The organism is Leifsonia shinshuensis, assembly GCF_022606355.1.
In the GTDB taxonomy this organism is placed as follows: domain Bacteria; phylum Actinomycetota; class Actinomycetes; order Actinomycetales; family Microbacteriaceae; genus Leifsonia; species Leifsonia shinshuensis_B.
This window is the reverse complement of the sequence record NZ_JAHHZQ010000002.1, coordinates 480,122-505,911: the sequence shown is the minus strand read 5'-3', so window position 1 is coordinate 505,911 and position 25,790 is coordinate 480,122. Positions and strand designations below refer to the sequence as shown.

Below are 25,790 nucleotides of genomic sequence, written 5' to 3'. Positions count from 1 at the left end.
CTTCCTGCGCGTTTGCCGCGCACAGCCGCGCTCGCCGTGTCCCTTCTCGAATCCTCGCTGCGGTCCGATCCCTACGCGGGGGCACCCTCGACGACCGGTTCGACGCGTGCCCAGCCGATGAAAGCGGCGATCGCGCTGACCACGAGCACGAAGGCCCCGGTGGGGAGGATCGTGGCGGCGATCGCGTGGTGCGCGCTCAGCGCGACGAGAACACCGGCGACGCCCCCGAAGGCGGCGACGATCGCGAAGGCGGCCGAGACCACGCGCGCTACTCCGGCCTGAAGGGCGGCCCGCACGCAGAGAGCGGCCGCCACGATCGTCCAGGTGGCGACGATCGGAAGAGCGACGATGGCGCCGAGGTCGTCCGTGAGCAGCAGGCCGGGGACGACGTACACGACGGAGCAGGCGAGCAGGAGGGCCGCGCCGACCGCGGTGAAGGCTGTCAGGCGCGCGCGTTCGCCGCTCAGCCGGCCCACGGGTTCCATCAGGCTGGGCCAGGTGAACGCGAGCGCGAACGACACCACCGCGAGCGCGACAGGGCCTGCGCCCTGCAGCAACGAGATGAGGACGGTGTTCATGCTCCCATTCCATGCCAAGCGGCAGGCATCCGCGTCATTCCGCAGGATGATTCCTCCCGCGGCCCGGCGGCTCTCATCGTCGCTCCGCGGTCACACGCCCTTCGCGAGCTCGGCGCGCGCGTAGCCGACGACGGCGTTCGCGTGCCCGTGGCCCATCCCGTACTCCGACTTGAGCCAGTCGACGACCTCCATGTGCGACGCGCCGCCCTCGAGCCGTCCGACGGCCAGATCCAGCCAGTCCTGCACAGGACGCCCGTAGTGCTTCTCGATACTCGGGAAGTAGGACGCCGGACCCATGACCTTCTCGCCCGGTGCGATGGTCGGGGCGAGGACGCGATGCTCGGACATGCCGCGATCCTATCCCGGCATCGTGCAGCCCGAGGCTGTCGATCCTGCCCCCTCACGTTCGACGTTCTGACGACGACCGACGAACGGAGAACATCCATGAACACGACATCGCGACGCGCGGCGGCGGCCGGCGTCGCCCTCCTGCTGGCGGCGCTGCTCGCCGGCTGCACGACGGGGACGAACAGCTCCGTCGACGACTTCCCGGTGCAGGCCACGAGATCGACCTCCCTCCCCGCCGACTTCCCGCGCGTCCAGGTGCCGCTGGTCGCCGGCAGGGTGGTCGCCGCGATCGGCGACGCCGCCCACGGCTGGATCGTGGCCATCGCCCCCGCGGGCGACCAGGGCCTGGCCGAGGCGACGAACCGCCTCGCCGCGGCGGGCTACCTGACCCGGTCGCTGCGGCCCGCCCCAGCGAGTTACACCGGCCCCGGGTACGACGTGCGGCTGACCGACGCGGGCGGCACGATCGTGTACGCGGTGCGGCGGAGGTGAGGGCTCGAGCCGGCGCGCCCTAGTCTGACCGGATGGATGACGTCGAGCCTCGCACGCTGCCCCGGATCCTCATCGCGATGTGCGGGCGCTCCTTCTCCGGCAAGTCGACTCTCGCCCGCGAGATCGCCGGGACGCTGGCCGCCGAGGTGGTCGGCCTGGACGCGATCAACGAAGAGCGAGGCCTCCGTGGTGGCGACGGCATCCCGGTGGCCGAGTGGGTGCGCACCAACGAGCTCGCCGCCGAGCGGGTCGCTGCGGTCCTGCGCGCCGGCCAGTCGGTGGTCGTGGACGACACCAACTCGCTGAGATTCCTGAGGGACGGGTGGCGGCGCATCGCCGACGATGCGAGCGCTGCGTTCGCCCTGGTCTACGTGCACGCTCCGGACGAGGTCATCCGGCAGCGCCTGAGGGACAACCGGCGGTCGGCCGACAGGCACGACGTCGCAGACGAGGTCATGGCGGAGCACCTCGCGCAGTTCGAGGAGCCGGACGCGGAGGAGGACGCGATCGTCGTCGAGTCCGTCGCGGGCCTGACGGGAGAGGACGTACTGCGGGCGATCGGAGCGCGGACCGGCCCGGCCGGGACCGACCTCATCGTCATCGGAGGTCGCTCGGGGAGCGGCAAGACGAGCGTGGCCGCTGAAGCATCCCGCATTCTGGCGGAGGCCGGCATCCGTCACGCGGTCATCGAGGGCGACAACCTCGACCGGGCGTTTCCGGAGCCGTGGCGTGACGGCATCGACCTCGCCGAGAGGAACCTGGCAGCCATGTGGCGCAACTATCGGGCGGTCGGCTACACGCGGCTGATCTTCACGAACACGGTCAGTGTGCTGCAGCTGCCGACGCTGACGGAGTCCCTCGGCACGAATGTGCGTTCGTTCGGTGTACTGCTGACGGCGTCGGACGAGACAGCAGCAGACCGGCTCGCATGTCGCGAGATCGGCACGGGGCTCGACGAGCACATCGCACGCAGCAGCGCGGCCGCGGCCCTGCTCGACTCCGCTTCGAGCGCGTACCGGATCGCGACGGACCATCGCTCGGTGCACGACATCGCCGGCGAAGTCCTCCGCGCCTCAGGCTGGCAGGCGAAGAGCTAGGCGCCCGGCCCCTGCCGGGAGGGGAAGCCCGTTCGATCGAGGGTGTCGCCCGGCATGCGCTGGATGACGCCGCCGCTCGGGAGGCGCTGGATCGTGTCCTCGGTCAGCCGGCCGGCCGGCGGCTGGTAGCCGCGCTGACGCCGGAGCCAGCGTGCGATGCGTTCGCGAAGAGTGCTCACGGTGTCAAGATACGCCGTGGGCGTGTGGCGCGGAAGCTCGGCGCCCTCCGGCGATGAACTCGCGCACACCGGACCCAGATCCATTGCCGTGCCCGCTACCGGACCGCGATCATGTGCGGGTAGAACCATCGTTCCCTCCAGGGAGGAAGCAGCGCCGACCCATGACGGAAACAGCGGATGCGGTTGCGACCGAAACGCCGTCGGCGGCGGCCACGGCGGCCTGGCTCACGTCTGGAACCGCCGGCCGGTCGACCGACGCAGGACTGCGCCCCGCCCGCGGTCGATCACGGTCGGCCGCGCTCACCATGGTGGCGGTCTTCGCGTTCCTGCTCGGGGGCGTGCAGATCGCGCTGGGGCTCGAGAACCCCGAGCTGGCCTGGGCGGTCGATCTCTTCACAGCGGAGTTCTGGATCTGGGTCGCGGCCGGGCTGGTGGCCTGGTGGCGCCGTCCGCACAACGCCACCGGCCTCCTTCTGGTGATCGGCGGCGTCGGCTTCTTCCTGTCCGGGCTCGCCAATCTCGGCATCCCAGCCCTCACCGTGGTGAGCGTCATCTTCGCGACGAGCCCGCTCGCTCTGACGGTCCAGCTGTTGCACGCGTTCCCGTCCGGCCGGCTCCACGGGCGCTTGTCGATCACGACCGTCGTGCTGGGGTGGGTGGCCTCGCCCGTGCTGCAGCTGGTGCCGTTCCTGGCGCCCACGAACCCGGCCGTGTACGCCACCGTCTCGACCATTCAGATGTGGCTGGGCATCGTGGTGATGGTCCTGACCGCGATCGTGCTGACCCGGCGTCTCATCGCCGCAGACGCCCGGCATCGACGGGTGCTCCTGCCCCTGTTCAGCTACGGCATCATCGCCGTGCTGCTGCTCTCGTTCGCGAACCCGGTCGTACTGTCGCTCGGGCTCGACCCGAAGCTGGGCGGTGTCATCCAGCTCATCCTGTTCGCGGCGATCCCGATCGCCTTCCTGATCGGGGTGCTGCTCGGAGGATTCCAGCGCACGGGTGAGCTCGAGCCGCTGAGTGCGTGGCTGGGGATCACGGGCGCAGGCAGGCCCGCCGTCGCGCAGGCGCTGGCGAGCACGCTCGGAGACGACTCTCTGCGCGTGGTCTACTGGTCGGACGAACAGGAGGAGTTCGTCGACGAGTTCGGCGCGCCCGTGGGGACGGAGCAGCACGGACCGGACCGAGGGTGGTGCGAGGTCCGCGTCGAATCCCGGCTCGTCGGCGCGATCGTCTATGACACGCGGATGACGGCCGACCCCGAACCCGTGCGCCGGGCGGGCGATGTGCTCGCCATCGCCGTCGATCGGGAGCGTCTCACCGCTCAACTGCTTGCGACCAACGAAGCCCTCGTACAGTCGCGCATCCGCCTCGTCCAGACCGCCGATCGCGAACGCGCCCGCATCGCGCAGGATCTCCATGACGGCATCCAGGTGCAGCTCGTGCTGCTCGCGCTCGCCGCCCAGACCATCGCGAATGCTCCGGACGCGACGCCCGCCGTGAGCGAAGCCTCCGCCCGGCTCCGGCGCGGACTGGACGAAGCCGCCGCCGACCTGCGCCGCGTCGTGCACAACGTGCTGCCGGTGACGCTCACGGAGCAGGGGCTGACCGCCGCCGTGGAGGACCTGGTCGACCGGCTGTCGATCCCGGCGACCCTCGTGGCCGACGTCGACGACGAGGCGATCCCCGCCACGACGGTTCACACCGCGTATCTGATCATCGCCGAGACGCTGACCAACGCCGTCAAGCACTCGCGCGCGTCAGCGGTGCGGGTGTCTCTGCACGCCGAGGGCGGTCTGCTGCGCATCGAGGTGCGTGACAACGGCGTCGGCGGAGCGAGCATCAACCACGGCGCCGGCCTGCGGAGCCTCCAGGACCGCGCCGACGTGCTGGGAGGCAGGCTCGACGTCCAGTCGCCGCCCGGCCACGGCACCCGAGTGAAGGTCGAGCTGCCATGCGCGTGATCATCGGCGAAGACGAAGTGCTGCTGCGCGAAGGCCTGCGGCACCTGCTCACCGACGGGGGCTTCGAGGTCGTCGCCGTCGCCGGCGATGCCGAATCCCTCCTGCGCGAGGTCGCGCTGCTCCATCCCGACCTGGTCATCACCGACATCCGGATGCCCCCGACCCACACCGACGAGGGGCTGATCGCCGCCCTCCGCATCCGCGAGTCGGATCCCGCCATCCCTGTCGTCGTGCTCTCGCAGTACGTGCAGCGGCGGTATGCGACCGAGCTGTTCGACCAGAACATCGGCGGCTTCGGCTACTTGCTCAAGCAGCGCATCGCCGATGTGAAGACCTTCACCGCCGACCTGCGCCGCGTCGCAGCGGGTGGGACCGCGCTCGACCCCGAGGTGGTGTCGGTGCTCGTGACGCGCGCGAGCCGTGCCAGCGGAGCGGTGGGCTCGCTCACCCCGCGCCAGCTCGAAGTGCTCTCGCTCATGGCGGAGGGACGCAGCAACGCACGGATCGCGAGTCAGCTGTTCCTGACCGAGAAGGCGGTCGTGCAGCACACCTCGAACATCTACACGGCGCTGGGCCTGCCCCCGGATGCCGACGACCACCGACGCGTGCTCGCCGTCATCCGGTTCCTCGCGTCAGTGGCTGACGAAGACCGCTGACGAGGACGCTGACCGGAACGCTGACCGGCTCGCCGGCACGGCCTACGAGCGCGGCGGCGGCTCGTAGGCCGTGCCCAGCTGACCGCTGAGAGCGACCAGGATCCGCACGGCGGGAGTCTGGCAGATGGCGTCGCCGGGGTCGTCGGTCAGCGTCGGCGACTGCGTGCAGCCACCCGAGGCGATATCGCTGTTGGTCTGCACCGCCACCGTCGTGTCGGTGCTGGTGTCGTAGAACAGGGACGTGTTGTAGCCGGACACGTCGCCGGTGTGGCCCACCCACCCGTTCGAGCAGCTCATCCCGAACCCGTAGCCGATCTCGGAGAACGAGGTGAGTCGTGCCTTCTGGGTCTTCGCGTCGACCAGGCCCTGCCCTGTGCCCAGGGCGCGGCCCATCGTGAGCAGATCGTCGATGTCGGAGATGATCTCACCGGACGTGAACGTCCACGACGGGTTCCAGTCCGTGGAGTCGGTCGGAGCGTCGGGCGTCGCAGTGTTGCCGTTGAGAGTGAAACCGTGGGCGTAGGGCTCGGGGATGGCGGCCGACGTTCCGGGCCACGAGGTGTTGCGCAGGTGCAGCGGGTCGAAGATGCGCTGCTGCAGCTCGTCGGCGATCGAGCGGCCGGTGACCTTCTCGATCACGAGACCGAGCAGCGCAGTGTTCGTGTTCGAGTAGTTGAAGCTCGTTCCCGGTGCGTACAGCGGCGAGAGCTCGACGCCCGCTTTCACGACCTCCTCCGGCGTGAACACCGCCGAGGGGTCGGCGAAGTACTTGTCGAGGAGTGCCTCGTTCATCGTGTAGCTGGCGAGGCCGCTCGTCATGTCGGCGAGCTGAGTGAGGGTGATCCGATCGCCGTTCGGGATGCCGGGGATGTACCTGCCGATCGTGTCATCGAGGGAGAGCTTGCCCTCCTCGGCGAGCTGAAGGACGATCGTCGCGGTGTACATCTTGGTCAGCGAGGCGATCCGGGTGTGCATCCCGACGGCCATGGGTGTGTTGGTGGCAGGATCCGCGGAGCCGTAGGCCTTGGTCCACGTGCCTTGCGGCGTGCGCACTCCCACGATCGCACCGGGGGACGCGCCGAGCTCGAAGGCCTTCTGCGCAGCCGCATCGAGCGCGGCGACCGTCTTCGCGGGCAGTGCGGACTGCGTGCGGTCGCGCGCCTTCGCTGCGACGGCCGCCGTCGGGTTCGCCACGCACCCGGCCGCAGCAGGGGTCACTGACGGCGAGGGGACGGGGTCGGACGCCGCGGTGCATCCGGCCAGCGCGAGAACGCCGACGATCGCGGTGGCGGCCGCCACCCGGAACAGGGGCGTCGAGGTCATGTCATCCTCCGTAGATGCTCGTCATGAGTCGCGTGGCGATCGTGGCCGCGGGCGGTCTGCCGTCTGCGGCCGGGGCGAGGTTGGTCCAGACGACGATCGTGACGCGGTGCACCGGGTCGTAGCCCATGAACGAGTTGTACCCGGGCAGTTCGCCGGTGTGACCGTAGAGCTGGCCGATCTTGGCGATGCCCCAGCCGTACCGGGGGTCGGGGAGGTCGACCGGCACCGTGCGGACACTGGCCAGTCGCTCCTTCTGGAGTTTCCCGTCGAGCAGTCCTCCTCCACCGAGCGCCTCGACCCATTTCGCCAGGTCGCCGATGGTCGAGATCACTCCTCCGGCCGCCCATGCCCAGGACGGATTGACGTTCGTCTGGTCGCTCGGCAGCAGCGTGCCCGCTTTCGCGCGGGCCAGTTCGTCAGCGGGCAGCTTCGCCGACTCCATCGTGTCGACGTTGTTCGAATACATGTAGCCGTGCGTGTACGGCTCCGGCAGGGACGCATCCGTCGCCGCGGGAAGGGCGGTCTGGTTCAGGCCGAGCGGTTCGAAGAGCCGCTTCTCGAAGATGGTGCTCAGCGGTTCGCCCTCCAGCTTCTGCGCGATCAGGCCGAGGAGCACGGTGTTCGTGTTGGAGTACGACCAGTCGTCGCCCGGCGCAAAGTTCGGCTTCTCGGCGAGGCCCATCGCGGCCAGCTCCTCTGGCGTCCACACGCGCTGCGGCTCCTCGTCGAGCGCGGTGTTCAGGGCGAGGGTCGCCGTGTAGTTGGCGAGGCCGCTGCGCATGTCGAGAAGCTGCTCGATCGTGATGTGGTCGCCGTTCGGCACGTTCGGCAGGTAGGTCGAAACGGGATCGTGGAGGGCGATCCTCCCCTCCTGCACGAGTTGCAGGATGACGGTGCCGGTCATGGTCTTGGTGTTCGAGCCGACGCGGAAGTGGTCGGCGAGCGAGACCGGAGTCGACCCTCCGAGTTCGGTCACGCCATAGGTCGCGGTGACGTCGCCGGCCGGACTGCGCACGAGCATCGCGGCTCCGGGCACCTGCAGGCTCTTCGCCAGCCGGGCGAACTCCGCCTTCAGAGTGGCCGCATCGACCGTGACCGGGCTCGCGGACGTCCCACGAACGGGTCCGCCCGCCGCACAGCCCACCAGCAGCAGGGCCAGCGCGACGACGACGCCTGCCGTCGATACCGCACGGCGTGATCGACGACTACGAGTCGTTGCCAACACTTCGGTTCCCCTTTGCGGCGCGCCGCGGCGGTTCGACAGTCCACGGATCCCCCCAGTGTTCCGGCTGCGTCGCTGCGCCGACATGGGCCTAGGTCCATTCCGGAGCGGGATCCACCCACGCGAGAGTGTGGTGCATCCCGTGTACCCGTCCGAAGGAGACTGCCGTGGTCCCGCCCCGTTTCGCGAAGGCGCTCGTGCTCTCCGTCGCCCTCGCCGCCCTCGTCGGCTGCACGGCGCAACCGCAGTCGGCGACGAGCACCCCGAAGACCCACGCGACCGTGATCGCATCCACCTGCGTCAGCGATCCGGCCGCCGTGGTCGCACGGACCTCGGACCTGCCGACCACGGCGATGTCCGCAGAGCTGACCGCCGCGATCGACACAGCCGCCAGGTCCGGATTCGCCCAGGCCGCGGCGCCGGGAGCGATCGTCGCGGTGCAATCGCCCGCCGGCCTCTTCCTCAAGGCGTACGGTGTCGCGGATCCCGCGACCGGCGCCCCGATGACCACGGACATGTACCAACGCGTGGGGTCGGTCACGAAGACCTTCACCGCCACACTGATCCTTCAGCTCGCCGCCGACGGCGAGCTCAGCCTCGACGATCCGGTGTCGAAGTACATCCCGGGGGTCACGAACGGCGATGACGTCACGATCCGGATGCTGGCGGACATGACCAGTGGGATCTCGAGCTACACCCGCGACGACGCCTGGCAGAACACCTACTTCACCGAGTCGTACCGCGCGTGGAGCCTGGACGAGCTGATGAAGATCGGGCTCGCACTGAAGCCGCAGGACTTCGTTCCCGGCACCGCCTTCGACTACTCCAACACGAACACGATCATGCTCGGCAAGATCATCGAGGACGTCACGGGCGAGAGCTATCAGGACGTCCTCAGCCAGCGCATCCTCACCCCGCTGACGATGTCGCAGACGAGCTACCCGGCGGACTCCGCAGCCTACCCGGAGCCCCATCCGCAGGGCTTCACCCTGCAGGGCGGCCACGGCACCCCCGAACACCCGGCGAACACCACCGACTGGAACCCGTCGTGGGGCGGGACGGCGGGCGAGCTGATCTCCTCAGCGCCCGACCTGCTCCGCTTCGCCCGCGCCGAGGCGACGGGCGCCGGTCTGCTCCCTGCGGAGCAGCAAATCGAGCGCCTCACGTCGTTCCGCGAGTTCAACGGGCCGGGCAACGGCGGCTACGGCCTCGGCTGGGGCTGCGAGAACGGCTGGGTCGGGCACGCGGGCGAGCTGCCCGGCTACAACACCTCGATGTTCTACAGCACGACGGGCGACGTCAGCATCGTCACCATGACGAACAGCGACATCCCGTCCGGAGCCTGCGAGGCCCGCACGCTCACCGACAACCCCACCGATCTGGAGTGCAGCTCACCCGCTACCCGGATCTTCACCTCGATCGCCGCCGCCCTCGACATCCCCTTCGCGCCGCAGAAGAAGTAGCGACGCGACCCAGGTCTGCGCGGTGGCGACCTGAGTCCATGGTCGCCGACTGTGGCACCACCCCAGAGTGGAGATGACGCGAGATTCCGCGTTCCATTCCCGTTCTCCATTTCAGCGAGGTAGCTCACATGGTCGCCAAGAAGCTCTGGATCGGCATCGGCATCGGTGTCGCGGTCATCGCTCTCGGGGCCGGCGTCGCCGTCGTGGCCACCGGCGCGTCCGGAAGCGCCGACAACGGGATCTCGCTCACGGCCGCGGTCGACTGTTCCGCCACCGACCGGACGACGTCAACGGTGACATGGACACTGGAGAACTCCCGCGAGACGCCGGCCGCCATCGACGGCCTCACCGGCCCTGGCTCCCTCGACCTGCTCACCTCGCCGATCGGCACGGAGATCCCCGCCGCGAAAGCAGGGAAGCCGGGCACGACCACCTTCACGCAGTCCGTGGACGGCACGGCGTCGACGATGATCGCGATCACAACCTCCCGGGGAGGCAACGACGCACAGCAGACGACGCGCGCGACGGCGACCGGCGTCGACTGCCGCCCGTCGGTGGCCGTCGGAACGCTGACCGCAACGCAGCCGTCGTGCACCTCCAGCGATCCTGGCCACGACGGCACCCTCCTCATCACCGGCGGCAGCGCCGACGTGCGCTACACCGTCAGGGCCGGCGACGGGACGCCGGTCATGGTCGATCCCGGAACGCCCTACACCGTCATCCTCGAGACGAAGTCGGTGACCGCGGTCGTCACGCCGTCGACCGATGACGACCAGAAGCTCGGCGGGTACCGCCCCCGTGACTGGACCGTCACCTTCAACGCAGTAGATCCCCACTGCTCCTGAGCCACCCGCACACACCCGCGGGTTCATCTAAGAGAAAGCACGATAATGTCCACGCCAGCCAAAATCGCCGCAGCCGCCGCGGCCCTCGCGGCCGTGATCCTCGCCGGCTTCGCCGGAACCGCCGGCCCCGCCGTCGCCGACGACAGCGTCTCAGCGCAGGTCGTCTTCAACCTCTTCCGCACAACGCTGTCGGATGGACAGGTCGTCGGGTCGGCAGGGGGCACGTCCTCCGCTCTCGTCACCGCGCCGGCATCGGGCGCGACCGCCTTCACCTTCAGCGCTCCCAAATCGGAGACCATGTCCCGCACCCTGATCTACCAACTCGGCATGGTGGGACACACGACGGGCTACTGGGTCAAGGCATCGATCCAGTACTACACCCGAGGAGTGTGGGACAGCTCCTGCTCGATCTACAAGGGACGCCCCGGTACCGCTGGAGCGGAGGCCGCGACGGAGTGGAACTGCCAGGCGCCCAGCAGCAGCCACGACGCCAAGAACCGGGCCGTCTTCACCATCTCGCAGAACCGCTTCGCCGAGGCATCCGGTACGCTGCGCACGACCGGAGCCGTATCGCTGAAGGACGGCGAGTACGACTTCAACAACCTTCCCTACGCCCAAGCGGGGTCCACGACGCTCGGTGAGAACGCGAGCACGAAGTTCGCCGTCGTGATGCGCGAGGGCGACACCACCATCACCAACGGTGCGCTCGCGCGAGCGCGCTTCAGCTATCGCATCCTCGACGGCGGGAAGCCGACGAACTACTGGGTCGTCGGCTGGTCGCAGACGGAGCGAGGCGCGATCTTCCACCACCACGCGGCGTGCTTCGTCACGAGCCAGCAGCCGGGCAAGGGCAGCGTCCCGCTGGATGAACTGCGCCGCGACGAGATCACTCCCTATGACTGCAAGATCGCACGAGAAGACACCGTCAACGGCGATCGAGGCACGTACGACGCCGAACTCGTCGTCGGCGACCGGAAGATGACCGTGATCACGAACGCCGCGAGCGCAGCCGACCTCGTGAACCGCTTCTGCACCTCCATCGACAGCCAGAACTGCACCGTGAACCTCACCGACGCGAAGCAGACGACCAAACCACTGGACGACAAGCTGAAGTACTCCTTCGCGAACTACACCAAGCACGTGTGGAAGCCGGATGTCGTCATCGAGGAGAAGATCGTGATGTCGCACAAATACGGTCTGGAGATCACGGTGCGGACGGACGCCAAGATCCTCGGCCAGAAGTTCGGTGTCGCAGTGAAGAACAAGTACGAGTTCCAGTGGAAAGAGGAGAAGACCTTCGAGGCGAAAATGCCGGTGGATGTGGAGCCCGGCGAAGTGAGCTGGGTCCAGGTGTCGATGCCGTTGATCGTGGCGGACGGAGACGTCCTGATCTTCGACCGCGCCAAGAACGTCACCTACAGACTGCCGAACGTGCACGTCGAACTGCCCGACGACCGCAAGAATGTGCAGTGGGCGATCAAGAGCGACAAGCTCGCGAAGTTCCCCCATCTGTCGCCCGACACAGAGGTGTTGAACCCCGACGACACCACGAGCACGGCTCCCTCGCCGAGCGCGGCGCCGGCCCCGACGGGTAGGTAGGAGTCGTCGCACCGCGAACGAGAAGGCCCGAGCTCTCCGGAGAACGGGCCTTCTCGTGTGTGCTTTACCTGTCCAACCAGCCGTCGGGCAGAAGCGACTTCACCTTGTCGCTGACGCTCTCCGCAGGATGTCCTGCCTCCGAGCCGGCCTCGCGCTGCTCGTCGTCGGGCTCTCTCGACTCGTGCACTGACTCATTGCGATCGTCGGACATTGACACTCCTTGCGTGGTTCACCGTGCGCGTATGCCGCACAGTTCATCCTCACGCCCGTCATTGCCGCACCGGGATGGACCCAGGTCGCCTAGAGCTCAACTAGCGTGCCCCTGGGCAGTGGAGCAGCAACGGGTCAGCCGCCACCGGGGGTCGACGCGAAAATATCGAGCCCAAGCGAATGAGAGAGGAATCGGGCCGCCCGCTGCCCCCGCACGCTGTTGCCGGCGGGGTCGAGCCGCGGTGAGAAGGTTCCTAGGCCCCCTTTACCCGGTGCGACCGTGACGATTCCGCCCGAGACACCGCTCTTTGCCGGAATGCCCACTTCGAATAGCCAGTCCCCGGAGAACTCGTAGAGCCCGCTCGTCGCCATCACGGCGAGCGTGTCACGGCAGACGGATGCATCGATGACCTTCTCCCTTGTGATCGGGTTGACACCTCCATCAGCAAGAGTGGCAGCCATGACCGCCAGGTCCTCGGCGGTCACTAGGAGTGAGCACTGTCTCGTGTAGACGTCGGTCGCCTGAAGCGGATCGAATTGCATGCGCCCATAGCTTTGGAGGAGCCGGGCAATCGCCATATTGCGCTGGTTGGTGGCCGACTCCGATGCGTAGACCTTTTCGTCGATCTCAAGCCGTCGCCCGGCGAAGCGGGAGAGTCCCCGTTGTACGAAGTCCCACTTCTCTGGCGCTGTCGAGCCGGGCGCCAGGCTCGTCGTCGTGATCGCGCCAGCGTTCACGAGGGGATTCCTCGGGTCGCCGTCGCTGAGTTCCAGAGCCATGACCGAGTTGAACGGCAGGCCCGTGTTGTTCACGCCGACGCGGCGCGACACCTCCGAATGCCCCAGTTCGTGACACACCAGGGCGAACACGAACACCTTGGAGATCGATTGGATCGAGAAGGGGTGGATAGCGTCCCCGACGCTCGTCGTTTGGCCCCCGACACTGCACACGCTGATGCCGAAGAGGGCCGGGTCTGCTTCACCGAGTGAGGGGATGTAGTCGGCGACCTTCCCGTCGTCGAGGCCACGGTACCGTTCGTGGGCGGTTTCGATGAGTGCGTGGACTCGTTCGACTTCGGGAAGCGTGCCCGTGGAGATCACATTCTCCTGCTCGGGTACTTCGTCCGAATGGACGGCGTCGGTGGAGAAATCGGGCAGCGGAGTCTGTCGTTCAAGGTAGGCCATCGGTCCTCCGTCTTGATCGCCTGAAGGCGCCCCCGGCGCCCTTGCACGGTCATGATAGGCACCCGCTACGAGGAAGGGCATGGCCCCCAATGCGGTTCATCCTCGGCGCCGTCCGCGACAACCGAATCCACGACGAGCTCGACCCGGCGAGGCGGCTCCCGTCCTACGCGGCGGCCGTTCCGCTCAACGGCGTGGTACTTAGCTCGCGAAACGCAACGTCGGTCTTGATGCTCTGCAGCATGGTGCTACTCGTTGTTGTTCGACACCACGAGCAAGGTCACGATGCTGATTGGTTGAACAGGACGGTCTGGCTGCGCCGCTCGCGAGGCTTCATCTTTTCGTTGCTTCATCCGATCCGACGCCACTAGCACCGGCCGCCGCGGCGCTTCCATGCGGATTACCCAGTTCTGGGGCCAGCACAGCCTCGATCAGATCGGCGCCATATCCGTGAAGCGCGAGTACATGCCCTGGAAGGCGACGGTCACGGTGCGCGTGGGGCCGTTGCGGTGCTTCGCCACGATCAGGTCGGCCTCGCCCGCTCGCGGGTTGTCCTTCTCGTAGGCCGACTCGCGGTGCAGCAGGATGACCATGTCGGCGTCCTGCTCGATCGAGCCGGACTCGCGCAGATCGCTCAGCGCCGGAAGCTTGTCAGCGCGCTGCTCAGGTCCGCGGTTCAGCTGCGACAGGGCGATGACGGGCACCTGGAGTTCCTTGGCGAGCAGCTTGAGTGCACGCGAGAACTCGCTGACCTCCTGCTGACGGCTTTCGACGCGCTTACCGCTGGTCATCAGCTGCAGGTAGTCGATGACGACCATCTTGAGGCCGACGCGCTGCTTGAGGCGTCGGCACTTGGCTCGGATCTCCACGAGCGTCATGTTCGGGCTGTCGTCGATGTACAGAGGAGCGTCGTTGATGCGCCCGCGGGTGGAGGCGATGGTCGTCCAGTCGCGGTTGTCCACGGTTCCCTTGCGCATGTGCTGCAGCGGGACCGTCGCCTCGGCGGAGAGCAGGCGCATCGCGATCTCGCTGCGCCCCATCTCGAGCGAGAAGAAGATGGTGGGCATGTCGTGCTTGATGGCGGCCGCCCGCGCGAAGTCGAGCGCGAGCGTGGACTTGCCGAGCGCCGGACGCGCGGCGACGATGACCATCTGGCCCGGGTGGAGGCCGTTGGTCAGCTCGTCGAGTTCGGCGAAGCCGGTGGGGACACCGGTCATCGAGCCGTCCTTGTGCTTGGCCGCCTCGATCTCGTCGATGGCGACCGTGACGGCCTCGGTGAGCGGGACGTAGTCCTCGACCTCCTGGTGGCCGGTGACGGAGTAGATCTCGGCCTGGGCGTTGTTGACGAGGTCGAGGACCTCGCCCTCCGCCTTGTAGCCCATCTGCGTGATGCGGGTGCCGGCCTCCACCAGGCGGCGCAGCAGAGCCTTCTCGGTGACGATGTTGGCGTAGTAGCCGGCGTTGGCGGCCGTGGGCACGAGGCTGGTGAGCGTGTGGAGGTACTCGGCGCCGCCCGCCCGGGAGAGCTCGCCGAGTTTCGTGAGCTCGTCGGTGACGGTGATGACGTCGGTCGGCTCGCCGTGCGAGTACAGCGAGAGGATCGCGTCGTAGATGATCTCGTGCTTGGGGATGTAGAAGTCGGTGCCGCGAACGACTTCGACGACGTCCGCGACAGCGTCCTTGCTCAGGAGCATGCCGCCGAGCGCGCTCTGCTCGGCCAGGAGGTCGTGTGGAGGGGTGCGCTCGGGGGAGCGGGCCTCGCCCGGTTCGCGACTGTCTGCGAGACCGATATGGGCGATCGACACGTTCTCTCCTCACTACTGCTGCTCAGCGCGCACCGTACGGTGCCGCCGTCTCCAGCCTGCGCCGCCGCGGGCTCGGCGGTGCGGGGGCGCGCCGACTGCGGTCACTCCGGGAGGCCGGAGAGACCGCTCTGAGGCGCGTCCGATCGCAGACTACGGACGGCCACCGACAACGTCCCGCACCACAGCTGGAGGTGGTTCGGGCCGATCCTCGGCGGTCTTCCGTCGACGTCGCTCCACCCTATGAACCGGCCAGCTCCCACCACAACTCGGCCTGTGGATAACTATGGGGATAATCTGCGCGAAACGCCGTCGGCTCTGTGCAGAACATGTGGGAATCGATGTGGAGAACCTATGAATATTTGCGGGGAAATTCGCTTTGACCAGGTTTTTAGTTCTCCCCAACCTGTGTGTAAAAATCTCCTCTCGACCTGTGGTCGAACCTCTGCGACGGTCGTACAGGACTGTGGATGGAGCCGGGGAAAACTCCTTAACGAGGTGTAGCGGCGGGCCGAAGCCCGCCGCTACACTGCGCTGTTTCGCGACCGCTACTTGGCGGCGACCACCTGCAGCGAGATGACGGCCGAGAGGTCGTCGTGCAGGCGCACGGTGGCCTCGTGGTCACCGGTCACCTTGATGGCGTTGGGCAGCTCGATCTTGCGCTTGTCGAGCTCGCCGATGCCCGCGGCCTTGACCGCGTCGGCGACGTCGCCCGTCTTCACCGAACCGAACAGACGGCCCTCGCGGCCGGCCTTGACGACGAGCTTGACGCGAGTCGCCTCGAGCTTCGCCTTGAGGTCCTGCGCCTGCTCGATGGTGTGCAGCTCACGAGCGGCACGAGCCGCCTTGATCTGCTCGACCTGCTTCTCGCCACCACGGGTCCACGCGATGGCGAAGCCCTGAGGAACGAGGTAGTTGCGTGCGTAGCCGTTCTTGACGTCGACGACGTCACCGGCCGAACCGAGGCCGGTGACCTCGTGCGTGAGAATAACCTTCGACATTCTGTCTCTCCTTAACGGCCAGAGCCGGCGTAAGGGAGGAGTGCCATCTCGCGCGCGTTCTTGACGGCGCGGGCGATCAGGCGCTGCTCCTGGACGGAGACACCGGTGATGCGGCGGGCGCGGATCTTTCCACGCTCCGAGATGAACTTCCGCAGGGTCGCGACGTCCTTGTAGTCAATGACGCCGACGCGGACGGACTTCGCCGGTGCGGCGTTCTTCCCATCCTTGCCCTTGCGGATCGGCTTGCGGCGGTCGCCGCTCGACTTTCCAGCCATGATTTCCTTTGCTTTCCGCCTGACGTGGCCACAGCCTGTCAGGCAAACTCAGTTGGAGGGACCCTTTAGAACGGGGTCTCGTCGTTGTAGGAGCCCGGAGTGTTCCAGACGTCTGCGCCCGCGGACGGGTCGGCCGGCGCCGAAGCGGCCCAGGGCTCCTCGACGGCGGGTGCACCGCCACCGAAGCCACCAGGGCCACGGGACGACTGCGTGCGCGTCACCTGGGCGGTGGCGTAACGCAGCGACGGACCGATCTCATCGATCTCGAGCTCGATCGAGGTGCGCTTCTCGCCCTCTTTCGTCTCGTAGGACCGCTGCTTGAGGCGACCCTGAGCGATGACACGGGACCCCTTGGTCAGCGAGCCTGCGACGTGCTCGGCGAACTCACGCCAGACGCTCGCGCGCAGGAAGAGTGCCTCACCGTCCTTCCACTCGTTCGCCTGACGGTCGAACGTGCGGGGAGTGGATGCGATGGTGAAGTTGGCGACGGCCAGCCCGTTCTGCGTGTAGCGCAGCTCGGGATCGGCCGTGAGGTTGCCCACCACGGTGATGACGGTCTCGCCGGCCATCGGACTAGGCGCCTGCCTTCTCGGAGGAGGACGCGGCCTTGCGGGCGGCCTTCTCGTCGGCGCGCTGCTGAGCGGCAGCGACCTGGGCGATGGCCTCTTCGGCGCGGAGCACCTTGGTGCGCATGACGGCCTCGCTGAGCTTCAGCTGGCGGTCGAGCTCCTTCGTGGTGTCACCGGTCGCGGTGAGCTGCACGACGGCGTAGATGCCCTCGGACTTCTTGTTGATCTCGTACGCCAGGCGGCGACGGCCCCAGATGTCGACGTTGTCGATCGTTCCGCCGTCGTTGCGAACGACGTTGAGGAACTTGTCGAGGCTGGGAGCAACGGTGCGCTCATCGATCTCGGGATCGAGGATGACCATCAACTCGTACTGATGCATGACTAACCCACCTCCTCTGGTCTCAGCGGCTGCAGACGTTCTGCAGCAGGAGGGTTTGACATCGGTTGCGTGGGCAGGAATCTGCCTGGGCAACTTGTCAAGGGTAACGGATGCGGGTGTTCCGCGCCAGCCAGGGCTCCGCGTGAGGGTGTCTGTCATGCTCATGCATCCAGCATCGTGGCGCGCTCACCGGGAGAAAGGGGCCGCACTCGATTCCGTGGACAACTCGAGCAGCGGGCTCACTGTGGAGGAGTCTGGCGCGCTGCCCACCACTCCAGAAGTCGGCGCGTGGCCTCCTCCTCGCCGAGCGGTCCCTCGTCGAGGCGCAGCTCGAGGAGGAAGCGGAGGGCCTGGCCGACCTCCCTCCCCGGACGGAGGTCGAGAAGGCGCATGACCTGCTCCCCGTCGAGGTCGGGCCGCACCGCGTCGAGCTCCTCCTGAGCCTGGAGCTCCGCGATGCGTCGTTCCAGATCGTCGTAGGCGAAGCCGAGTCGATCGGCCTTCCTCCGGTTGCGCGTCGTCACGTCGGCCCGGGTGAGCATGTGCAGCCGCTCCAGCTCCGGTCCTGCATCGCGCACGTAGCGGCGGACGGCGGAGTCGGTCCAGTGGGCGTCCGAATAGCCGAAGAAGCGGAGGTGCAGCTCGATCAGCCGTGCCACCGACTCCACCGTCGACTTGTCGAACCGCAGTGCCGTCAGACGCTTCTTCGCGAGCTTCGCGCCGACCACGTCGTGGTGGTAGAAGCTGACTGCGCCCCCGGCCTCGAACCGCCGCGTCGCGGGCTTGCCGATGTCGTGCAGGAGTGCCGCCAAGCGCAGCACGAGGTCGGGCGCCGCTCCAGGGTGACGCTCCTTCTCGTAGCCGATCGCCTGTTCGAGCACGGTGAGGCTGTGCTGATAGACGTCCTTGTGGTGGTGGTGCTCGTCGACCTCCAGCCAGAGCGCCGGCACCTCCGGGAGCACGTGGTCGGCCAGGCCGCTCTCGACGAGCAGCTCGATGCCCGGCCGCGGGTCGTCGGCCTGCAGCAGCTTGGTGAGCTCGTCGCGCACGCGCTCCGCGCTGACGATGTCGATGCGCTCCGCCATGCCCGCCATCGCCTCGCGCGTCTCGTCGTCCACGACGAAACCGAGCTGGGCGGCGAATCGGGCGGCGCGCATCATCCGGAGCGGGTCGTCTCCGAATGAGATCTCCGGCGTCGACGGGGTGGTGATGCGGCGCGCGATCAGGTCCTCGACACCTCCAGAGGGATCGACGAGCCGAATCTCCGGGACCCGGAGCGCCAGCGCATTGACAGTGAAGTCGCGACGCAGGAGGTCGCCGTCGAGACTCTCGCCGAACTGCACTTCTGGCTTGCGGGTCACGCCGTCGTAGCTGTCGCTCCGATACGTCGTGATCTCGACGGTGTCATCGCCGAAGCGGGCGCCGATCGTGCCGAAGGCACGGCCGATGTCCCAGATCGCGTCGGCGAGCGGGCCGACCACCGCGACGATGGCGTCAGGGCGGGCGTCGGTGGTGAAATCGAGATCGTGGACCTCCCTGCCGAGGAGGGCGTCGCGCACCGGGCCTCCGACCAGGGAGAGCTCGTGGCCGGCCGTCGCGAACGCCTGCGCGAGACGGTCGACGGTCGGTGTCGTCGCCAGGGCTCCGAGACGTTCGAGGGATTCGGCGACGGACTGCATAGTGCCTCATTTTAAGGGGACGCCGTTCCGTACGCCTGATCCGCCGGCCCGCGGTCCTCGCCGGGCTCACAGGGGTCGGCCTCTAGAATCGTCGACATGGAGGCGGAACCGGGATCGTGCGTGGGCGCATGAGGGCAACCGGCCTCTCCCTTCGGGGCACTCGAGTCCGCGCTGCGCTTGTCGGTGCCGCGGTGACGGTGGCGACCCTTCTCGCGACCGCGGGAGCGCCCGCCGCCGCCCTCGCCGAGACCCCTGCGGCCACCGCGAGCGTGGCGAGCGCACGGTCGGCGACCGATGCGTCGATCACAGCCTCGGTCACGGCGTCGAACGCCGGGATCCTGTCACCGGGCCAAGACCTGGTCGCCTCCGTGACGGTGAGCAATCCGACCGGGTCGGCCTACACCTCGGGAACGGTGAAGCTCTGGTACGACACCGAGCCGCGCTCGTCCCGCAACGAGCTGAGCTCCTGGCTGTCCTCCACTGCGGGGGACACCGACCGTGTGGACATCGGACAGGCGGCCGTCCCCACCCTGGAGCCGGGCTCCAGCGTCGTCGTCGCGCTGACGGTACCGGCTGCCGCCGTGCCCTTCGGGTCGCGCCCCACGCCCGCCGTCTTCGGGATCGGTGCCACCGTCACCGTGAGCGACCACACGGCTGAGGCGCGCGGCTCCGTGTCCTGGTACCCCGGGGGAGCGGCGACGCGCTCAGACATCGGGGTCGTCATGCCCATCGTCAGCCCGTCCACCGGAGCCGGGCTGATCTCCGCCCAGGACCTCGCCACCTACACGGGGCCGACCGGTGTCCTCACCCGCGACCTCGACGGCCTGCAGAACCACAGCACGGTGGCCGTCGGCATCGACCCGATGATCATCGCCTCCATCCGTGCGCTCGGAAACGCCGCGCCGGCGAGTGCGACGGCCTGGCTCGACCGCCTGAGCGCCCTGCCCAACGACACCTTCTCACTCGGTTACGGGGATGCCGATGTCACCGGCCAGATCCAGGCCGGCCTCCCCACCCCCCTCCAACCGACAGCGCTCGGCTACGCGCTCGACCCGAAGAACTTCTCCCCGACGCCCACCGCGATCGGCGAGCCGCAGACGCCGACCTCGACTCCTGCAGCGACACCCAGCCCCTCGCCGACTCCCGGTACCGGTACCGGTCCGACCCTGCCGTCACTCGACCGCCTGCTGGCATGGGACTACAGCCTCGCCGGCATCGCGTGGCCCGGCGACGGCACCACCCGCGCCGCCGATCTCCCGCCCCTGGCGGCCGCCGGCCTCGGCACCGTCATCGTCTCCGGCGGCAACACGAACGCCGCCAAGCTCGACGCAACGCCGAACGCCCCGATCCGCTCCGGATCCTCCACCCTCGCCGTCTCCGACCAGCGCCTGTCCGATGCGCTCCGGCAGGCGGTCTCCGCTCCCAGCGACCTCGCCTGGAACGCTGCGATGTCCAAGCTGAACGCGCAGCTGCAGCTGATCAGCGCCGAGAACTCGACGCCGCTCCATCTCCTGATCGCACTCGATCGCTCCTGGCCGTCGAGCGGCACCCAGCTGCAGCGCACGCTCGACTCGCTGTTCTCGAACCCGTGGTCGACGCCCGCCACATTCTCCGCGGTCCTCGCGTCGAAGCAGTCGACGGAACTGGCCCTCACCGATTCCCCCGAGTCGCAGACGCGCATCGACGCGATCCACACCCTCCTGCAGGACGAGAAGTCCCTCGACGAGTTCGCGACCATCCTCGCCGACCCCACGACCCTCACGGGAAGCACCCGCGCCGAACTCCTCACCCTGCTCGCCGTCTCCTGGCAGAACCCGCGATCCGACTGGACGGCGGCGGTCGCGCAGAGCAGGACCGCGACCGCACGCACGCTGCGCGCCGTGCGCATCCTGCCCACCGAGAACGTCAACCTCGTGAGCGCGCAGGGATCGATTCCGTTCACGGTGAGCAACGCACTGTCGAACGAGTCGGTCACCGTCGTGCTCAGCGCCTCGCCGTCCAACAGCCGGCTCGAGATCGATCAGCCCACGACGAAGACCATCCCCCAGGACTCTCGGGCGACGATGCTCGTCCCGGTGAAGGCGAAGGTCGGAAACGGCCAGGTCGTCCTCTCCCTGCAGTTGTACAGCCCCACGGGCGTGCCCATCGGCAGTCCCAGCTCGGTGACCGTGGAGGTCCACGCGGACTGGGAGGGCATCGGAGCGCTGATCTTCGGCATCCTCGTCGTGCTGCTCTTCGGCTTCGGGATCGTGCGCAACGTCCTCCGCCGCCGCGCTCACCGGCGCAAGGGTGAGGACGACGACGGGACCGACGACGATACGACCGAAGGGGATGCCCCCGTGGAAGCCGGAGTCCGGCAACCCGACCCGGCGGCCGACGAGCCGCACACGCCGCCCGGCCCGGGAGGAGCGCATGGCTAGCGTCGGCCGCGCCAGCGCCATGCTCGCCTCCGGCACGCTCGTGTCGAGGCTCCTCGGGTTCGCCAAGGCCTGGCTGCTCGTCCAGGCGATCGGGGCGGTGTCGTTCGCTGCCAACGCGTACGGAACGGCGACCGCCATCCCGAACAGCCTGTACGCGATCATCGCTCAGGGCATCCTGAACGCCGTGCTGGTGCCGCAGATCGTCCGCGCTTCCGTCAACCCGGACGGCGGACGGGCCTACATCAACAAGCTCGTCACGCTCGGCATCGTCGTGTTCGCGGCGATCGCGGTGGCGGCGACCTTCCTCGCCCCCCTCCTTGTCGCGCTGTTCGGCGTGCCTCCCGAGCAGCGCGAGCTCGCGACGGCCTTCGCCTACTGGTCGCTTCCGCAGATCTTCTTCCTCGGCCTGTACACGCTGCTGGGGGAGGTGCTCAACGCCCGCAAGTCGTTCGGCCCGTTCACCTGGGCGCCCGTCGCCAACAACATCGTCGCCATCGTGCTCCTGGTCGCATTCATCGTCGCCTTCGGCACGTCGTCGCGCGCCGGTCACGGCAGCGACTGGTCATTCTGGATGATCGCGCTCCTGGCGGGAGGAGCGACCCTCGGTATCGCCGTCCAGGCGCTCATCCTGTTCGTCTTCTGGCGTCGCGTCGGGCTGCGTTTCCGCTTCGACTTCGGCTGGCGCGGCGTCGATCTGGGCACTGCCGGCCGGGCCGCGGGATGGACGTTCGCGATGCTGATCGCGACACAGATCGCCGGGGTGATCGAGCTCAACGTCTCGAACTCCGGCGGCCCCGCGTACGCCGGATCGTTCGTCATGCAGAACGCCTGGCTGATCTTCATGCTCCCGCACGGGATCATCGCGGTCTCGATCGTGACCGCGTTCTACACACGTATGGCCGAGCACGCGCACCAGGGCGCTGTGGACTCGTTCCGCCAGGACTTCTCCTCCGCCGCGCGCTCGATCATGCTCTTCATCGTGCTGGCCTCTGCGGTGCTCATCGTGGCCGCCTACCCGATCGCACGCGTGTTCACGTCGGACTATCAGGCGATGGGCCTCGTCCTCGTCGCCTACCTGATCGGCTTGGTCCCGTTCTCGCTGGTGTTCATGGCCCAGCGGGCGTTCTACTCCCTCGGCGACACCCGCACGCCGTTCTTCTTCACGCTCGCCCAGGTGGTCGTGATCGTCGCCGGCGTGCTCACGTGCTTCGCCGTCCCACCGTCGGTGCGCGCCGCCTCCGTCGCGCTCGTCGTCTCCCTGGCGAGCCTTCTGCAGGCCTTCCTCGCGTTCTGGCTGCTGCGGCGGCGAACCGGGGGAGTGGACGGCACCCGGATCTTCGGCTCGCTCTGGCGCTTCCTCGTCGCGGCAGTCGCCGCGATGATCGCTGGCGCGGGCTTCCTCGTGATCCTCGGCGGCGTGTCCGCCGGCGCCTTCCCTGTCCGGAATCCGATCACGGCGATCGTCGCCTCGGCGGTCGTCGGCGTCGTCATGCTGATCGTCTACATCGGAGCCCTCGGAATCCTGCGTTCGCGTGATCTGGATGCCGGTCTCGCGCCGGTTCTGGACCGCGCCGCTTCCCGTTCCTCCACTCGCAGGTGACACGGAATAGCATCCGCCTAGGATGTGTTCTACAGGTCGGTGCCTCCGGTCGGGAGCACCGCAGACCATCAAGGAGTTCCGCCGTGCGGCAGATCATCATCATCGGTTCCGGCCCTGCCGGTTACACCGCGGCGGTTTATGCCGCGCGCGCCAACCTCAAGCCGCTGCTGATCGCCTCCTCCGTCGAGGCGGGCGGCGAACTGATGAACACCACGGAGGTCGAGAACTTCCCCGGCTTCCCTGACGGCATCATGGGCCCCGACCTCATGTTCAAGATGCAGGCGCAGGCCGAGAAGTTCGGCACGGAGGTCGTCCTCGACGATGTCGTGTCGGTCGACCTCTCCGGTGACGTCAAGACGGTGACGCTCGGCTCGGGTGCCGTGCACGAGGCGCTGGCCGTCATCTTCGCGACCGGTTCCGCGTACCGCAAGCTCGGCCTCGAAGACGAAGACCGTCTGTCGGGGCACGGTGTCTCCTGGTGCGCCACCTGCGACGGCTTCTTCTTCCGTGAGCGCACCATCGCCGTCGTCGGCGGCGGCGACTCGGCGATGGAGGAGGCGAACTTCCTCACCCGTTTCGCCGACAAGGTCTACGTCATCCACCGTCGCGACTCGCTGCGCGCGTCCAAGATCATGCAGGACCGCGCGTTCGCCAACGAGAAGATCGAGTTCATCTGGAACTCCGAGGTCGTCGGCATCAGCGGCGACGAGCAGGTGCGCAGCGTCACTCTGCGCGACCTGCAGACGGGCGAGCAGAGCGAGCTGGAGCTCCAGGGCCTCTTCATCGCGATCGGCAACGACCCGCGCGTGCACCTGGTGCACGGTCAGCTCGACCTGACTCCGGAGGGCACCATCGCGGTCGCCGGCCGGAGCTCCAAGACGAAGGTCGCGGGCGTGTTCGCCGCCGGTGACGTGATCGACCCCAGCTATCGCCAGGCGGTCACCGCCGCGGCGTCGGGTACGGTCGCGGCGCTCGACGCCGAGCACTACCTGACGACTCTTCCCGCAGACCTGCTGGAGCGCGCCGAGGGCGCGTCCGGCGATCTCGAACTCACGACCACCGCATAAGGAGAATCAAGCAATGTCAGCAGCACGTTCCGTGACGGACGCCACCTTCGAGCAGGACGTCCTCAACAGCGGAAAGACCGTCCTCGTGGACTTCTGGGCGGAGTGGTGCGGCCCGTGTCGCGCCGTCGGCCCGATCCTCGACCAGATCGCCGCGGAGCACGCGGACAAGATCGAGATCGTCAAGCTCAACGTCGACGAGAACCCGCAGACCGCTGCGAAGTACCAGATCACCTCCATCCCCGCGATGAAGGTGTACCAGGGTGGCGAGGTCGTCAAGACCGTCATCGGCGCCAAGCCGAAGCCCGCCCTCGAGCAGGACCTGGCCGCCTACCTCGCGTAGCGCGAACGCCAGGCAGCTTCACTCACTGTCAGACCCGTCCGGCGCCCATCGCGCCGGGCGGGTCTTCTGCGTTTCGCAGCCCCTCGATTTCCAGAGGGATACGTGACGCCCCTAGCATGAATGAACGACACGAGAAACGGACCGATTCGTGACAGAACAGGGCAGCCCGCGTCAGCAGGGCAACAATCTGGACCCGTGGTATCACCACTACGCACAACGCACGAGCGGCCTGGCCGCCAGTGAGGTCCGAGCCCTGTTCGCCGTCGCCAGCCGCCCCGAGGTGGTCTCGCTGGCCGGCGGCATGCCGTACGTCGCGGCGCTTCCCGAAGATCTCGTCGTCGGGGCGATGGACCGGGTGATGCGGGAGCAGGGTCCCGTCGCCCTGCAGTACGGCTCCGGTCAGGGCGTTCCCGCGCTGCGCGAGCAGATCCTCGACGTCATGGCGCTCGAGGGGATCAGTGGCAGCGCGGACGACGTGATCGTGACCACCGGTTCCCAGCACGCTCTCGAGCTCTTCAGCAAGCTCTTCATCGATCCGGGTGACGTCGTGCTGGCCGAAGGGCCGAGCTATGTCACGGCCATGGTGATCTTCCGCTCGTATCAGGCGGAGGTCGACCACATCCCCATGGACGAGCACGGCTTGATCCCCGAGGCCCTGCGCGAGCACATCGCCCGCCTCAAGGCGGCGGGACGTCGGGTCAAGTTCCTCTACACCGTGCCCACCTTCCACAACCCGGCCGGGGTGACGCTGTCGTGGGAGCGCCGCCTGGAGATCTTGGAGATCGCCCGCCAGAACGACATCCTGGTGCTTGAGGACAACCCGTACGGCCTCCTCTACTTCGGCGACAAGCCGCCTGCCGCGATGCGCTCGGTCGAGCGCGACGGTGTCGTCTACCTCGGCACGTTCTCGAAGACGCTCGCGCCGGGATTCCGCGTCGGTTGGGCGCTCGCCCCGCACGCCATCCGTGAGAAGCTGATCCTCGCGAATGAGGCCGCCGTGCTGAGCCCGAGCTCTTTCAGCCAGCTCGTCATCTCGGAGTACCTCCGCGACGCCGACTGGCGCGGGCAGATCGACACGTTCCGCGGTGTGTACCGCGAGCGCAAGGAGGCCATGATCTCCGCGCTCCAGGAGCATCTGCCCGAGCTCTCCTGGACCAACCCGAACGGCGGGTTCTACGTCTGGCTGACCCTTCCGCCGCACCTGGATTCCAAGGCGATGCTTCCGCGCGCTGTCACCGAGTTGGTGGCCTACACGCCCGGCACCGCCTTCTACGGCGACGGCTCCGGAGCGCAGAACATCCGACTGTCGTTCTGCTATCCGACACCGGAGAACATCAAGGTCGGCGTGCGCCGGCTCGCCAACGTCATCAACGGCGAGCAAGACCTCCTCGACACGTTCGCGGGCACCGGACCACTCAGCGCCCCGCGGAGCAGTCGGACCAGCCCCAATCCGCCCACCGACCTCCGCTGACGCGCCGCGGCGCCCGAAAGCGCTGCCCA

25 protein-coding genes are annotated in these 25,790 nt (G+C 68.0%); 12 read left to right on the top strand and 13 right to left on the bottom strand.

The genetic code is table 11. The features are described from left to right. Positions 1–71 precede the first annotated feature (71 nt). Together KNO15_RS09265 and KNO15_RS09260 are read right to left on the bottom strand one after the other, a co-directional pair. Entirely contained in the window at positions 72–578 is a 507-nt protein-coding gene (locus KNO15_RS09265; RefSeq protein WP_241703335.1) for a hypothetical protein, read from the bottom strand. Positions 579–668: 90 nt separating this feature from the next. Further along, positions 669–926, bottom strand: coding sequence for a DUF4287 domain-containing protein (locus KNO15_RS09260; protein WP_241703334.1), 258 nt, complete (start codon positions 924–926; stop codon positions 669–671). Between the two features lie 96 nt (positions 927–1,022). Here KNO15_RS09260 and KNO15_RS09255 point away from each other — a divergent pair, with 96 nt between their 5' ends. After that, positions 1,023–1,418 (top strand): hypothetical protein, encoded by a 396-nt coding sequence (locus KNO15_RS09255; protein WP_241703332.1) that lies wholly within the window; start codon positions 1,023–1,025, stop codon positions 1,416–1,418. 32 nt (positions 1,419–1,450) lie between these two features. Continuing rightward, a complete protein-coding gene (locus tag KNO15_RS09250; RefSeq protein ID WP_241703331.1) occupies positions 1,451–2,515 on the top strand; it encodes an AAA family ATPase in 1,065 nt (354 codons plus the stop codon). On the opposite strand, the gene KNO15_RS09245 is transcribed toward KNO15_RS09250, so the two are convergent. Continuing rightward, positions 2,512–2,694 carry a hypothetical protein gene (locus tag KNO15_RS09245; protein ID WP_241703330.1) on the bottom strand — a complete coding sequence of 61 codons (183 nt, stop codon included), beginning with the start codon at positions 2,692–2,694 and terminating at the stop codon, positions 2,512–2,514. The genes KNO15_RS09250 and KNO15_RS09245 overlap by 4 nt on opposite strands. Before the next feature lie 161 nt (positions 2,695–2,855). Between KNO15_RS09245 and KNO15_RS09240 the strand changes: the two genes are divergently transcribed. Both KNO15_RS09240 and KNO15_RS09235 read left to right on the top strand, forming a co-directional pair. Beyond that, entirely contained in the window at positions 2,856–4,658 is a 1,803-nt protein-coding gene (locus KNO15_RS09240) for a sensor histidine kinase (protein WP_241703329.1), read from the top strand. Next, entirely contained in the window at positions 4,649–5,314 is a 666-nt protein-coding gene (locus tag KNO15_RS09235) for a response regulator transcription factor (protein ID WP_241703328.1), read from the top strand. Before KNO15_RS09240 ends, KNO15_RS09235 begins: the two co-directional genes overlap by 10 nt. Positions 5,315–5,356: 42 nt before the next feature. Here the strand turns inward: KNO15_RS09235 and KNO15_RS09230 are convergent, their stop codons facing one another. Further along, positions 5,357–6,637, bottom strand: a complete 1,281-nt coding sequence (locus KNO15_RS09230; RefSeq protein ID WP_241703327.1) for a serine hydrolase domain-containing protein — start codon at positions 6,635–6,637, stop codon at positions 5,357–5,359. Position 6,638: 1 nt separating this feature from the next. Then, positions 6,639–7,862, bottom strand: coding sequence for a serine hydrolase domain-containing protein (locus KNO15_RS09225; protein ID WP_241703326.1), 1,224 nt, complete (start codon positions 7,860–7,862; stop codon positions 6,639–6,641). A gap of 164 nt (positions 7,863–8,026) precedes the next feature. Here KNO15_RS09225 and KNO15_RS09220 point away from each other — a divergent pair, with 164 nt between their 5' ends. The 3 genes from KNO15_RS09220 to KNO15_RS09210 all read left to right on the top strand — a co-directional run bounded on the left by KNO15_RS09220 (position 8,027) and on the right by KNO15_RS09210 (position 11,766). Beyond that, a complete protein-coding gene (locus tag KNO15_RS09220; RefSeq protein WP_241703325.1) occupies positions 8,027–9,322 on the top strand; it encodes a serine hydrolase domain-containing protein in 1,296 nt (431 codons plus the stop codon). A 128-nt stretch (positions 9,323–9,450) separates the two neighbouring features. Further along, entirely contained in the window at positions 9,451–10,167 is a 717-nt protein-coding gene (locus KNO15_RS09215) for a hypothetical protein (RefSeq protein WP_241703323.1), read from the top strand. A 45-nt stretch (positions 10,168–10,212) separates the two neighbouring features. Beyond that, the gene (locus KNO15_RS09210; protein WP_241703321.1) at positions 10,213–11,766 is read left to right on the top strand and encodes a hypothetical protein; all 1,554 of its coding nucleotides are present in this window, start codon (positions 10,213–10,215) and stop codon (positions 11,764–11,766) included. A gap of 64 nt (positions 11,767–11,830) precedes the next feature. On the opposite strand, the gene KNO15_RS09205 is transcribed toward KNO15_RS09210, so the two are convergent. From KNO15_RS09205 to KNO15_RS09170, 8 genes are all read right to left on the bottom strand, one after another. Next, the gene (locus tag KNO15_RS09205; protein ID WP_241703319.1) at positions 11,831–11,977 is read right to left on the bottom strand and encodes a hypothetical protein; all 147 of its coding nucleotides are present in this window, start codon (positions 11,975–11,977) and stop codon (positions 11,831–11,833) included. A gap of 134 nt (positions 11,978–12,111) precedes the next feature. Beyond that, the gene (gene glsA / locus KNO15_RS09200) at positions 12,112–13,161 is read right to left on the bottom strand and encodes a glutaminase A (RefSeq protein ID WP_241703318.1); all 1,050 of its coding nucleotides are present in this window, start codon (positions 13,159–13,161) and stop codon (positions 12,112–12,114) included. A 428-nt stretch (positions 13,162–13,589) separates the two neighbouring features. Next, positions 13,590–14,963, bottom strand: a complete 1,374-nt coding sequence (gene dnaB / locus KNO15_RS09195) for a replicative DNA helicase (protein ID WP_241703316.1) — start codon at positions 14,961–14,963, stop codon at positions 13,590–13,592. 545 nt (positions 14,964–15,508) lie between these two features. Beyond that, positions 15,509–15,961, bottom strand: a complete 453-nt coding sequence (gene rplI / locus KNO15_RS09190) for a 50S ribosomal protein L9 (protein WP_241703314.1) — start codon at positions 15,959–15,961, stop codon at positions 15,509–15,511. A gap of 11 nt (positions 15,962–15,972) precedes the next feature. After that, positions 15,973–16,236 carry a 30S ribosomal protein S18 gene (rpsR, locus tag KNO15_RS09185; RefSeq protein ID WP_018189012.1) on the bottom strand — a complete coding sequence of 88 codons (264 nt, stop codon included), beginning with the start codon at positions 16,234–16,236 and terminating at the stop codon, positions 15,973–15,975. A 65-nt stretch (positions 16,237–16,301) separates the two neighbouring features. Further along, a complete protein-coding gene (locus KNO15_RS09180) occupies positions 16,302–16,805 on the bottom strand; it encodes a single-stranded DNA-binding protein (protein ID WP_179604164.1) in 504 nt (167 codons plus the stop codon). Between the two features lie 4 nt (positions 16,806–16,809). Beyond that, entirely contained in the window at positions 16,810–17,184 is a 375-nt protein-coding gene (gene rpsF, locus KNO15_RS09175; RefSeq protein ID WP_055922121.1) for a 30S ribosomal protein S6, read from the bottom strand. Positions 17,185–17,423: 239 nt separating this feature from the next. After that, the gene (locus KNO15_RS09170) at positions 17,424–18,863 is read right to left on the bottom strand and encodes a CCA tRNA nucleotidyltransferase (protein WP_241703313.1); all 1,440 of its coding nucleotides are present in this window, start codon (positions 18,861–18,863) and stop codon (positions 17,424–17,426) included. A gap of 128 nt (positions 18,864–18,991) precedes the next feature. Between KNO15_RS09170 and KNO15_RS09165 the strand changes: the two genes are divergently transcribed. From KNO15_RS09165 to KNO15_RS09145, 5 genes are all read left to right on the top strand, one after another. Then, a complete protein-coding gene (locus tag KNO15_RS09165) occupies positions 18,992–21,283 on the top strand; it encodes a DUF6049 family protein (protein WP_242599394.1) in 2,292 nt (763 codons plus the stop codon). Next, positions 21,276–22,883: a murein biosynthesis integral membrane protein MurJ gene (murJ, locus tag KNO15_RS09160; protein WP_241703309.1), complete on the top strand. Its 1,608-nt coding sequence runs from the start codon at positions 21,276–21,278 to the stop codon at positions 22,881–22,883. Before KNO15_RS09165 ends, murJ begins: the two co-directional genes overlap by 8 nt. A gap of 83 nt (positions 22,884–22,966) precedes the next feature. Continuing rightward, the gene (gene trxB / locus KNO15_RS09155; RefSeq protein WP_241703307.1) at positions 22,967–23,950 is read left to right on the top strand and encodes a thioredoxin-disulfide reductase; all 984 of its coding nucleotides are present in this window, start codon (positions 22,967–22,969) and stop codon (positions 23,948–23,950) included. A gap of 13 nt (positions 23,951–23,963) precedes the next feature. Further along, complete coding sequence (gene trxA / locus KNO15_RS09150) at positions 23,964–24,290, top strand: thioredoxin (RefSeq protein ID WP_055922107.1); 327 nt, start codon at positions 23,964–23,966, stop codon at positions 24,288–24,290. A 148-nt stretch (positions 24,291–24,438) separates the two neighbouring features. Continuing rightward, positions 24,439–25,761: an aminotransferase-like domain-containing protein gene (locus tag KNO15_RS09145; protein WP_241703305.1), complete on the top strand. Its 1,323-nt coding sequence runs from the start codon at positions 24,439–24,441 to the stop codon at positions 25,759–25,761. The last annotated feature ends 29 nt before the right edge of the window (positions 25,762–25,790 follow it).

What these genes read in the sequence shown, in the direction of transcription:
- KNO15_RS09230 (WP_241703327.1), bottom strand. Translation starts at nt 6,637, where the DNA reads ATGACCTCGACGCCCCTGTTCCGGGTGGCGGCCGCCACCGCGATCGTC.
- rplI (WP_241703314.1), bottom strand. Translation starts at nt 15,961, where the DNA reads ATGTCGAAGGTTATTCTCACGCACGAGGTCACCGGCCTCGGTTCGGCC.
- glsA (WP_241703318.1), bottom strand. Translation starts at nt 13,161, where the DNA reads ATGGCCTACCTTGAACGACAGACTCCGCTGCCCGATTTCTCCACCGAC.
- KNO15_RS09165 (WP_242599394.1), top strand. Translation starts at nt 18,992, where the DNA reads ATGAGGGCAACCGGCCTCTCCCTTCGGGGCACTCGAGTCCGCGCTGCG.
- KNO15_RS09260 (WP_241703334.1), bottom strand. Translation starts at nt 926, where the DNA reads ATGTCCGAGCATCGCGTCCTCGCCCCGACCATCGCACCGGGCGAGAAG.
- KNO15_RS09250 (WP_241703331.1), top strand. Translation starts at nt 1,451, where the DNA reads ATGGATGACGTCGAGCCTCGCACGCTGCCCCGGATCCTCATCGCGATG.
- trxA (WP_055922107.1), top strand. Translation starts at nt 23,964, where the DNA reads ATGTCAGCAGCACGTTCCGTGACGGACGCCACCTTCGAGCAGGACGTC.
- KNO15_RS09180 (WP_179604164.1), bottom strand. Translation starts at nt 16,805, where the DNA reads ATGGCCGGCGAGACCGTCATCACCGTGGTGGGCAACCTCACGGCCGAT.
- KNO15_RS09170 (WP_241703313.1), bottom strand. Translation starts at nt 18,863, where the DNA reads ATGCAGTCCGTCGCCGAATCCCTCGAACGTCTCGGAGCCCTGGCGACG.
- murJ (WP_241703309.1), top strand. Translation starts at nt 21,276, where the DNA reads ATGGCTAGCGTCGGCCGCGCCAGCGCCATGCTCGCCTCCGGCACGCTC.
- KNO15_RS09205 (WP_241703319.1), bottom strand. Translation starts at nt 11,977, where the DNA reads ATGTCCGACGATCGCAATGAGTCAGTGCACGAGTCGAGAGAGCCCGAC.
- KNO15_RS09235 (WP_241703328.1), top strand. Translation starts at nt 4,649, where the DNA reads ATGCGCGTGATCATCGGCGAAGACGAAGTGCTGCTGCGCGAAGGCCTG.
- rpsR (WP_018189012.1), bottom strand. Translation starts at nt 16,236, where the DNA reads ATGGCTGGAAAGTCGAGCGGCGACCGCCGCAAGCCGATCCGCAAGGGC.
- rpsF (WP_055922121.1), bottom strand. Translation starts at nt 17,184, where the DNA reads ATGCATCAGTACGAGTTGATGGTCATCCTCGATCCCGAGATCGATGAG.
- KNO15_RS09210 (WP_241703321.1), top strand. Translation starts at nt 10,213, where the DNA reads ATGTCCACGCCAGCCAAAATCGCCGCAGCCGCCGCGGCCCTCGCGGCC.
- KNO15_RS09240 (WP_241703329.1), top strand. Translation starts at nt 2,856, where the DNA reads ATGACGGAAACAGCGGATGCGGTTGCGACCGAAACGCCGTCGGCGGCG.
- KNO15_RS09265 (WP_241703335.1), bottom strand. Translation starts at nt 578, where the DNA reads ATGAACACCGTCCTCATCTCGTTGCTGCAGGGCGCAGGCCCTGTCGCG.
- KNO15_RS09215 (WP_241703323.1), top strand. Translation starts at nt 9,451, where the DNA reads ATGGTCGCCAAGAAGCTCTGGATCGGCATCGGCATCGGTGTCGCGGTC.
- KNO15_RS09255 (WP_241703332.1), top strand. Translation starts at nt 1,023, where the DNA reads ATGAACACGACATCGCGACGCGCGGCGGCGGCCGGCGTCGCCCTCCTG.